9 protein-coding genes and 1 pseudogene are annotated in these 9997 nt (G+C 70.7%); 6 read left to right on the top strand and 4 right to left on the bottom strand.

Going from position 1 to position 9997, the window contains the following annotated elements:
• From GY24_RS16410 to GY24_RS16390, 5 genes and pseudogenes are all read left to right on the top strand, one after another.
• Positions 1–278: pseudogene (locus GY24_RS16410) on the top strand (PAC2 family protein); the annotation flags it as partial.
• 52 nt (positions 279–330) lie between these two features.
• The gene (locus tag GY24_RS16405) at positions 331–1662 is read left to right on the top strand and encodes an MFS transporter (RefSeq protein WP_104477604.1); all 1332 of its coding nucleotides are present in this window, start codon (positions 331–333) and stop codon (positions 1660–1662) included.
• Between the two features lie 225 nt (positions 1663–1887).
• Positions 1888–3216, top strand: coding sequence for an RNA polymerase sigma factor (locus tag GY24_RS16400; protein WP_104477602.1), 1329 nt, complete (start codon positions 1888–1890; stop codon positions 3214–3216).
• A 4-nt stretch (positions 3217–3220) separates the two neighbouring features.
• Complete coding sequence (locus GY24_RS16395; protein ID WP_104477600.1) at positions 3221–4495, top strand: MurT ligase domain-containing protein; 1275 nt, start codon at positions 3221–3223, stop codon at positions 4493–4495.
• On the top strand, positions 4492–5241 hold the full coding sequence (locus GY24_RS16390; protein ID WP_104477598.1) for a type 1 glutamine amidotransferase: 750 nt from the start codon (positions 4492–4494) through the stop codon (positions 5239–5241). Before GY24_RS16395 ends, GY24_RS16390 begins: the two co-directional genes overlap by 4 nt.
• An 18-nt stretch (positions 5242–5259) precedes the next feature.
• Here the strand turns inward: GY24_RS16390 and GY24_RS16385 are convergent, their stop codons facing one another.
• The gene (locus tag GY24_RS16385; RefSeq protein ID WP_067227241.1) at positions 5260–5496 is read right to left on the bottom strand and encodes a DUF7455 domain-containing protein; all 237 of its coding nucleotides are present in this window, start codon (positions 5494–5496) and stop codon (positions 5260–5262) included.
• 217 nt (positions 5497–5713) lie between these two features.
• On the opposite strand from GY24_RS16385, the gene GY24_RS16380 reads away from it, so the two are divergent.
• The gene (locus tag GY24_RS16380) at positions 5714–7798 is read left to right on the top strand and encodes a DNA gyrase/topoisomerase IV subunit B (RefSeq protein WP_104477596.1); all 2085 of its coding nucleotides are present in this window, start codon (positions 5714–5716) and stop codon (positions 7796–7798) included.
• A 19-nt stretch (positions 7799–7817) separates the two neighbouring features.
• On the opposite strand, the gene GY24_RS16375 is transcribed toward GY24_RS16380, so the two are convergent.
• From GY24_RS16375 to GY24_RS16365, 3 genes are all read right to left on the bottom strand, one after another.
• Positions 7818–8297 (bottom strand): hypothetical protein, encoded by a 480-nt coding sequence (locus GY24_RS16375; RefSeq protein ID WP_104477594.1) that lies wholly within the window; start codon positions 8295–8297, stop codon positions 7818–7820.
• 78 nt (positions 8298–8375) lie between these two features.
• The gene (locus GY24_RS16370) at positions 8376–9563 is read right to left on the bottom strand and encodes a flavin-containing monooxygenase (protein WP_104477593.1); all 1188 of its coding nucleotides are present in this window, start codon (positions 9561–9563) and stop codon (positions 8376–8378) included.
• A gap of 133 nt (positions 9564–9696) precedes the next feature.
• Positions 9697–9997 (bottom strand): response regulator transcription factor (locus tag GY24_RS16365; protein ID WP_133161230.1); only part of this gene is annotated, 301 nt, incomplete at its 5' end.

Here is a 9997-nt window from a genome sequence, read left to right as displayed (position 1 = left end):
CGGCCACCGGGCTGATCTTCCCGACCGACCGGCTGCGTGAGGCCAACCGCGAGTTCCTGGGCAAGATCGACGCCCAGGTGGCCGAGAACGGGGAGCTGGCGAAGCTGGTCGGCGCCCTCGAGGAGCGCCACGACAGCTACATGGCCGGCACCACGCTGCGGTCGCCGCTGACCGACGAGGACGGCGAGCTGCCGAGCGCCGACGAGATCGCGGCGGAGCTGGAGAAGTTCCTCGCCTTCAAGCGGCACAACGACGGCGAGCCGCCGCTCGCCCCGTAGCGCGCGGCGCCGGTGGCACGGGAGGGTGCCCCGGGCTGGTTAGGCTGGATCAGTGAATTCTCGTCGAGCCTGGTTGATTTTCAGCGTCGGCGCATTCGTCTATCTGGTTGCCGTCATGCAGCGCACATCGCTCGGCATCTCCGGCGTGGCCGCCGCCGAGCGGTTCGACAGCTCCGCCGCCGCGCTCTCCAGCCTGGCCGTCGTGCAGCTCCTCGTCTACGCGGCCATGCAGATCCCCGTCGGCGTGCTCATCGACCGCTTCGGGCCGCGGGCCCTCATGCTCGCCGGCACGGCGCTGATGGTGGCCGGCCAGCTGTTCATGGCGTTCGCGCCGAGCATCACCCTCGCCGTGGTCGGGCGCATCCTGGTGGGCGCGGGCGACGCCGCCATCTTCATCTCCCTGATCCGGTTGATCAGCTCCTGGTTCGCCGGGCCGATCGTGCCCCAGCTCTCCCAGTGGGCCGGGAACATCGGCCAGCTCGGCCAGGTGCTCTCCGCCGTCCCGCTCGCCTGGGTGCTGCACACCTTCGGATGGACCCCGGCGTTCGTCTCGGCGGCATCCGTCTCGGTGCTCGCCCTGCTGCTCGGCATCATCGCCCTGCGGGACAGGCCGGCCGGCACGCCGGAGGGGCACCGCGCCTCCTCGCTGGCGGACGCGATCAAGCACCTGCGCGGCGCGCTGAAGCGCCCCGGCACCCAGCTCGGCTTCTGGTCGCACTACGTGACCCAGTCGGCCGGCACCGTGTTCACCATGTTCTGGGGGATCCCCTTCCTCGTGTTCGGCCTCGGCTACAGCGAGCAGACGGCCGCCGCCATGCTGCTCGTGCTGGTCGGTGCCGGCATGGTGGCCGGGCCGATCATCGGGATCCTGACCGCGCGCTTCCCGCTGCGGCGCAGCACCCTCGTGCTCGCGATCGTCTTCGGCATCGCCGTGGCCTGGACCGCCGTGCTGCTCTGGCCGGGGGAGCCACCGTTCTGGTTGATCTGCGTTCTCGTCGTCGTGCTCGGCATCGGCGGGCCGGGATCGCTGATCGGACTCGACTTCGCCCGCACCTTCAACCCGCTGCGCAGCCTCGGCTCGGCGAACGGCATCGTGAACATCGGCGGCTTCTCGGCCGGCTTCGTGATGATCTTCCTGATCGGAGCCGTGCTGGACCTGCTCGACCAGGCGCGGCAGGCCGCGGGCGAGCCGAGTGACCTCTACTCCGCGGATTCCTTCCGCATCGCCTTCCTGGTGCAGTACGCGGTCATCGGCTTCGGCGTCGTGATGCTGCTGCGCGCCCGGGGCCGCACGCGGCGCCAGATGCGCCACGAAGAGGGAATAGAAGTGGCCCCCATCTGGGTTGCACTGTCCAGGCGGTGGCGCCACCGCGGGGGTCACTAGCGCCGGAGCGGGTGCCTGCGGCATCCGCGGCCACGAATCCGTGCAATAATCAAAGACGGACCCGTTCTTGACTTGGGTTTCCCTTGCTCGCGCTCGGGAAACGGCCCAGGACTTGACATGGGTCCTCGTAATGTCCTTTTGTGGCTCCGCCCCGAAAGGAACAACAACGAGAGATGGCTGCCCCGACGGGGCGTGCCATCGCTCGCCAGTCTGAGAGGTGCTCGAATGGCAACCCGATCCACGAAGCCCGCCGCGAGCGAAGACGCCGCCACCGAGCCCGCCGACGCTGCGTCCGCTGAGGCTGTGTCCGCTGAGGCTGTGGCCGCCCCGGTCAAGAAGGCGCCCGTGCGCAAGACCGCCGCGAAGGCGACCACGACCAAGGCCGCCGCCGAGAAGGCCGCAGCCGAGAAGCCGGTCGCAGAGAAGGCCGCGCCGCGCAAGCGCGCCGCCGCCAAGAAGACCGCCGTCGAGGACGAGGTCGACGAGTCCGCAGCAGCCGCCGACGAGGTCGATGACGAGGATGAGGACGGCCAGCCCAAGCGCTCCGTCGTCACGGAGCCGCTGCCCACCGGCGCCCTGGTCCTCTCCGTCACCGACGACGAGGACGACGTCCCCGTCTACTCCAGTGCCATCACCGGCGCCACCGCGGACCCCGTCAAGGACTACCTCAAGCAGATCGGCAAGGTCGCCCTGCTGAACGCGGCAGAGGAGGTCGAGCTGGCCATGCGCATCGAGGCCGGCCTGTTCGCCGAGGACAAGCTCTCGCACATGACCGACGCCGAGAAGAAGTCGCAGCTCGGCCGCGAGCTGCAGTGGGTCGCCAAGGACGGTGCGCGTGCCAAGAGCCACCTGCTCGGCGCCAACCTCCGCCTCGTCGTCTCGCTGGCCAAGCGCTACACCGGTCGTGGAATGCAGTTCCTCGACCTCATCCAGGAGGGCAACCTGGGCCTCATCCGTGCGGTCGAGAAGTTCGACTACACCAAGGGCTTCAAGTTCAGCACCTACGCCACCTGGTGGATCCGCCAGGCCATCACCCGCGCCATGGCCGACCAGGCCCGCACCATCCGCATCCCGGTGCACATGGTCGAGGTCATCAACAAGCTCGCCCGCGTGCAGCGCCAGATGCTGCAGGACCTGGGCCGCGAGCCCACGCCGGAAGAGCTCAGCCGCGAGCTCGACATGACGCCGGAGAAGGTCGTCGAGGTGCAGAAGTACGGCCGCGAGCCCATCTCCCTGCACACGCCACTCGGCGAGGACGGCGACAGCGAGTTCGGCGACCTGATCGAGGACACCGAGGCGGTCGTCCCCGCGGACGCCGTCGGCTTCACCATGCTGCAGAAGCAGCTGGAGAGCCTGCTCGACTCCCTCTCCGAGCGCGAGGCGGGCGTCATCCGCATGCGCTTCGGTCTGGGCGACGGCATGCCGAAGACGCTGGACCAGATCGGCGACACCTTCGGGGTCACCCGCGAGCGCATCCGCCAGATCGAGTCCAAGACGATGGCGAAGCTGCGCCACCCGAGCCGCTCGCAGTCGCTGCGCGACTACCTCGAGTAGGCCGGTGGGACTCCGTTATGCCCCGGCGATCCTGATTGGTCGCTGCGTCCGGGTCCTTGCGCGCCTGCGCAAGCCCGGCGGGGGCTCGGCCGTGCCCGGGCTCGTCGTCAACAAGATCGCGCCCGGCTTCCTGACCGAGACGCTGAACTCCTTCCCGGAGGGCCTCGTCATCGTCACCGGGTCCAGCGGCAAGTCGACCACGACGAAGATGCTCGTGGCCGCCCTGCGCGGCCACGGCAAGAAGGTCTTCACGAACCCGTCGACCGCCAACATCTCGCAGGGCCTCACCTCGGCCCTGCTGGAGGAGGCGAGCCTCACCGGGCGGATCGCCGGCGACATCGCCGTGCTCGAGATGGACGAGGGCCACGGCGCCCTCATCGCCGACGCGCTGAAGCCCAAGGTGGTCCTGCTCACCAACGTCATGGTCGACCAGATCGACCGCTTCCACGACTCCGAGATGGTCGCCGGGATGCTGGAGAAGATCGCCCTCCGCGCCACGCAGGCCGTGGTCGTGAACGCCGACGACGCCTTCCTCGAGCAGATCGTCACCCGCCTCCGCGGCACCGTCGACACGCCCCGCTTCGGTGTCAGCGTCGACGTGCTCGACGCGAACCCGCGCGGGCTCGGCCTGGCCGCCATGACGCCCAGGCGGATGCCGTCAGAGGCCGGGGTACTGGTGCGCTCCGTGTCCGGGCGCAGCACCGAGGTGACCATCGACGGGGGAGCGGTCACCACCGTGCGCCTCCCCGCCCGCGGCACCCACTACGCCGTCGACGCCGCCGCGGCGCTGGCCACGGCCCGCGCCGTGCTGGGCAACCGCTTCGACCCGGCCATCGCCGTCTCCACCATCGGCTCCATCCCGCCCGTCTTTGGGCGCGGGGAGACGCTGCAGGTGCGCGGCACGACGGTCGAGTTCGTCCTGGTGCAGAACCCGGCCAGCTTCCAGCTGAACATCGACCACCTCGACCCGGACACCGAGCAGATCCTGTTCGCGGTCGGCTCCGACGTGCGCGACCCCAGCTACTTCTGGCCGGTCGACACCTCCGGCCTCGGCCACGTCGACATCGTCTCCGGTTCCAAGGCCGACGAGCTGGCCCTGCAGCTCAGCTACGACAACGTGCAGATCGGCCGCATCGAGCGCGACCTCGGCAAGGCCGTCGACGAGTTCCTGGCGATGCCGGAGCCGTCGCGCGGCGTCAAGACCGTCATCTTTTCCGCCGACTCGATGCGCCGCACCCGCGCGCACCTCGGGCTGAGCGCCGTGGAGGCACCCGAATGAGCGACGAGCTCACCATTGTCACGCTCTTCCCCAGCCTGCTGAACAGCAACGGCGACGCCGAGAACGCCCGCGTCCTGGCCCGCCGGGCCGAGTGGGCGGGGGCGAGCGCGCGCGTCGTCGCGGTCGAGGACGCCAGCGAGCTGCCCGCCCACGTCGACGCCGTCGTCATCGGCTCCGGCTCCGACAACGAGCTCGAGGCCGCCCGCGACAAGCTGCGCACCCTCCTCGAGGAGCTGCGCCGCTGGGGCACAGAGGGCGTCCCGATCCTCGCGGTCGGCACCGGCTGGGAGCTGCTCAGCCACGGCATCGAGCTCGCCGGATCCAACGGCGGCCCCGTGCGCGCGATCGAGGGCATCGGCATCCTGCCGGGCCGCGCCGTGCCGCGGGAGTCCCGCGTGACCGACGACCTCGTCGTCAAGAGCAAGTTCGGCCGCCTGGTCGGCTTCGAGAACCACGCCCGCGACTACAACCACGCCGAGGCGTCCCCGCTCGGCCGGGTGCTCTCCGGAAGCGGCAACGGCCGCGGCTCCGGCCAGGAGGGCGTCGTCATGGGCGACGTCTTTGGCACCCACCTGCACGGACCGGTCCTGGCCAAGAACCCGGGCCTGGCCGACGAGCTGCTCGCGCGCATGTTCCGCCGGGCCGGGCTGGACTACCAGCGCGGGGAGCGCGCGGCATCCGTCGATGAAATAGCACGAGCCGCACGCAATCAGATTGCGGTGCGGCTCGGGCTTGAGAGCGAATAGCTCTCAACAGAGTCTGTCTTAGCGGGCGTTGTCCTCGAGCAGGCGGCTGGACTCGTCGTGCCAGCTGTGCGCGAGCGCGGAGAGCTTCTCCTGGTGCTTGCGCCCGTGGTGGGCGCAGAACAGCAGTTCGCCGCTCGAAACCACGACGCGAATGTAGGCCTGTGCGCCACACGCGTCGCAACGGTCGAGGGCCGTCAGCTGGTGTGGGGTCTCGAGCTCGTCGACCGCACCGCTCGGGCTGGTGATCTGTGACATGGGCTCCTCCTCCATCGAACCGATATGCATGGTGTCTGCACAACATCTGCTGACACTCCATGTAAGCACGCGGAGGGGCCGTCCATGCCCAAACGTGGTGCTATTTCGCTCACCGCGTAGGCATTGACGCCCAAGTCGTGACCTGGGCCGGATCCCGCCGCGTCGAGACGTGTTTCGCGCGCGGCAGACGGGCCAAGAGTAACTAGGCTTGGCTGTCGTGAGTTCTGACTATTCCGCCCGCCACCTCTCCGTTCTCGAGGGCCTCGAAGCGGTGCGCAAACGCCCGGGCATGTACATCGGTTCCACCGACTCCCGCGGGCTGATGCACTGCCTCTGGGAGGTCATCGACAACTCCGTCGACGAGGCCCTCGCCGGCCACGGCACCGAGATCGCCATCGTGCTGCACTCCGACGGCAGCGTCGAGGTGCGTGACAAGGCCCGCGGCATCCCCGTCGACGTCGAGCCCAAGACCGGGCTGAGCGGCGTCGAGGTCGTCTTCACCAAGCTGCACGCCGGCGGCAAGTTCGGCGGCGGCTCCTACGCGGCGTCCGGCGGCCTGCACGGCGTCGGCGCCTCCGTCGTGAACGCCCTCTCCGAGCGGCTCGACGTCGAGGTCGACCGCGGCGGCAAGACATGGGCGATGTCCTTCCACCGAGGCGAGCCCGGCATCTTCGCGGATGCCGACACGAAGAACCCGAGCCCGGATGCCGCCTTCACCCCGTTCGAGAAGAAGAGCGAGCTGCGCGTCGTCGGCAAGACGGCCAAGGGCGTCACCGGCACCCGCATCCGCTACTGGGCCGACCGGCAGATCTTCACCAAGGGCGCCGGATTCCAGGTCGAGGACCTGCTCGGCCGCGCCCGGCAGACGGCGTTCCTCGTGCCCGGCCTCGCCATCGACATCCTCGACGAGACCGGCGAGGAGCCGCACACCACCTCGTTCCAGTTCGAGGGCGGCATCTCCGAGTTCGTCGAACACCTCGCCACGGACGCCCCGCTGACCGACGTCTGGCGCCTGCACGGAACCGGCCACTTCACCGAGACCGTCCCGGTGCTGAACGAGCACGGGGCCATGCTGCCGACCGAGCTGCAGCGCGACTGCGAGGTCGACATCGCCCTGCGCTGGGGCACCGGCTACGACACCGTCGTGAAGAGCTTCGTCAACATCATCGCCACCCCCAAGGGCGGCACCCACCAGCTCGGCTTCGACCAGGGGCTGCTCAAGTTCCTGCGCCAGCAGGTGGAGCTGAACGCGCGCCGGCTGAAGGCCGGCAACGACAAGCTCGAGAAGGACGACGTGATGGCCGGGCTCACCGCCGTCATCACCGTTCGCCTGCCCGAGCCGCAGTTCGAGGGCCAGACCAAGGAGGTGCTCGGCACCCCGGCCGTGCGCGCCATCGTCGCCAACGTCGTCGCGAAGAGCATGGCCGCCCGCTTCGCCTCCACCAAGCGCGACGACAAGGCGCAGTCCTCGCTGCTGCTGGAGAAGGTCGTCGCCGAGATGAAGTCGCGCATCTCCGCGCGCGCCCACAAGGAGACCCAGCGGCGCAAGAACGCGCTGGAGAGCTCCTCGCTGCCGGCCAAGCTGGCCGACTGCCGCTCCAACGACGTCGCCAACAGCGAGCTGTTCATCGTCGAGGGCGACTCGGCGCTCGGCACCGCCAAGGTGGCCCGCGACAGCGAGCACCAGGCGCTGCTGCCGATCCGCGGCAAGATCCTGAACACGCAGAAGGCGTCCGTCGCCGACATGCTGGGCAACGCAGAGTGCGCCGCCATCATCCAGGTGATCGGCGCAGGCTCCGGCCGCAGCTTCGACCTGTCGACCGCCCGCTACGGCAAGGTCATCATCATGAGCGACGCCGACGTGGACGGCGCCCACATCCGCACCCTGCTGCTCACCCTGTTCTTCCGCTACATGCGCCCGATGATCGAGGAGGGCCGGGTGTACGCCGCCGTCCCGCCGCTGCACCGGGTCGTCGTGATGAACCCGGGCTCGAAGCCGAACGAGACGATCTACACCTACTCGGAGGCCGAGCTGCAGGGGGTGCTGGCCGGGCTGAAGAAGCAGAACAAGCGCTACCAGGACCCGATCCAGCGCTACAAGGGCCTGGGTGAGATGGATGCCGACCAGCTGGCGACGACGACGATGGACCGGCGACACCGCACCCTCCGCCGGATGAACATGTCCGACGCGGAGAACGCGGGCCGCGTCTTCGAGCTGCTGATGGGCAACGACGTCGCCCCGCGCAAGGAGTTCATCGTGGACAGCTCGGAGACGCTCTCCCGCGACCGCATCGACGTCTAGCGACGCCGAGCGCTCCCGCCTAGCGCTCCTGCTTGGCGAGGTAGTGCAGCTCGAACCCGGCGTCGGTGTTCACACCGCGGAGGATCACGCGCCAGTCGTCCTTCGTGAAGTTGTGCACCTCGGCGTGCTCCTCGCCCTCGTCGTCCTGCCCGGCCTCGTCCGTGTAGCCCGCGGCGCCGAACTCGGTGACGAGCGCGCCGAACGCCTCGGGGGTTGAGACCAGCCCGATTCTGTAGAGCGCGGCGCGCTCGGCGTGGCTGTAGAGCACGGTGCCGCTCGTCGGGTGCGGCAGCTCCTCCGTCCAGCCGGCCGGCCAGGCGCCGTCGGTGGGCGGGGCGGACTCGGCGACCGGGGTCTCTGCCGGTGTGGCGGTCGGTGCCGCCGCGGCCAGGGGAGCCTCGCCCGGTGCGGGCGCCGTGGCCGGGGCGCACCCGGTGAGGGCGAGGGCGAGGGTGGCGGCGGCGAGGGCCGCCGCGCGCGCGGTGGTGCGCTGAATCATGCTGTGCTCCTGGCAATCTCGGCTGGCGCGGGCCTGCGCCGAGAGGCGTTCGACGGCAGGAGGATCCGTCGTCGCAGCTCATCCAGCATACGTCGACGCCGGCGCAGGGGCCGCCTGCGCAGGTGCCGCCTGCGCAATCGCGGCGTCGGCGATCCGGCGGGCGTCGGCGCTCACCCCGTGGACCATCGCGGAGGAGAACGAGCTGAGGAAGTGCAGCCCGACGAAGTACAGCCCCGGCACGGCCCGCACCGCGCCGCGCTCGTGCAGCGGCGAGCCATCCGGGTCGAGGGCGGGGAGGTCGACCCAGCCGAAGCGCGGGTCGAATCCGGTGCACCAGATCACGCTGGCCGGGTCCGGCTGTGTGCCGTCCTCGAGCACGGGGCGACCGTCCCGGGCATCGATGACGCGGCCGACGCGGCGCACCCCGAGGCGATCGAGCTCGCGCGCCTTCACCCGGATCAGCGGGGCGGAGGCGCCCGCAGCGTGCAGCCGGCGTCCGAGCGGGGTGCGCAGGGAGAGCAGGTGCGGGAACACGACGCCGTTCAGCAGGTGCACCAGCAGGTGGCGGTTCAGCGGGTGCGTGATGCCCAGCGGGATCTCTGCGACGGCCCGGCCGGCCAGCAGCACCGGACGGCTCGCGGCGAGGTCCTTCGCGATCTCCGCGCCGGAGTTGCCCGCGCCGACCACGAGCACCGGCCCGGGTGGCAGCTGCCGCGGGTTGCGGTAAGAGCCGGCGTCCAGCTGCCGAATGTGCGGCGCGAGCGCCGCCGCGAATGCAGGCCGGCGCGGCGCCTGGAAGTCGCTCATCGCCACGACGACGGTGCGCCCATGGAAGCGCGCGTCCCCGCTGTGCGCCACGAAGCCGTCGCCGTCGCGGCCGAGCCGGTCCACCCGCACGCCGCTGCGCACCGGGAGCGCGAAGTGGGTGGCGTACTGCTCGAGGTAGTCCGCCATCTCGTCCTTGCTGGGCCAGCTCGCGGCCGGTGCCGGGAACGGCAGGCCGTCGAGGGCCGAGTAGCGGGCGGGGGTGAACAGCCGCAGGCTGTCCCACCGGGTGCGCCAGGCGTCGCCGATGCGCGCCGAGGCATCGAGGACGAGGCAGCGGGCGCCGCGCTGCACGAGGCGGTGGGCGACGGCGAGGCCGGCCTGCCCTCCGCCGATCACGAGCACGTCGTAGACGGTGTGCGCGGCGGCGGCCGCGGCCGCCGGTGTGGTGGTTGGCGCGGTGCCGGATGGGGTGGCTGCTGGGTGCGCTGCGAGTGTCATGATGGGCTCCGATCGGCCGGTTCCGTGCCGGTCTCCGTCCAGGCTAGGCCGGGGCCCGGCGCCGCCGCGTCGGCGATTCCCGCCATGTTGGGTGTGGCCGTGTGGGTATTCCGGGCCAGCCGCGCTGCATCCGTCAGTCGCCCAGAAGCCCGTGCTCGTAGGCGTACGCGGTCGCGGCGGCCCGCGAGGGCACGCCGAGCCGGCGGAACAGCTCGCTCATGTGGCGGTCGACGGTGCGCACGCTGACGTCGAGCTCGCTCGCGATGGCCTTGTTGGTCAGGCCGGATGCCGCCAGGCGCAGCACCTGGAGTTCGCGCGCCGTGAGGGGTCCCCCCGGGCCTGCCGGGCGTCGCGGCGGTGTCGGGGCGGGGGAGGCCGCTCCGAGCCGGCGGAACACGGCCTCTGCGGCGGCTCGCTCCCAGCGGGCCCCCTCC

Source organism: Microterricola pindariensis (genome assembly GCF_002936985.1).
In the GTDB taxonomy this organism is placed as follows: domain Bacteria; phylum Actinomycetota; class Actinomycetes; order Actinomycetales; family Microbacteriaceae; genus Microterricola; species Microterricola pindariensis.
The sequence above is the reverse complement of the archived record's forward strand: the minus strand, read 5'-3'. Positions and strand labels throughout refer to the sequence as shown.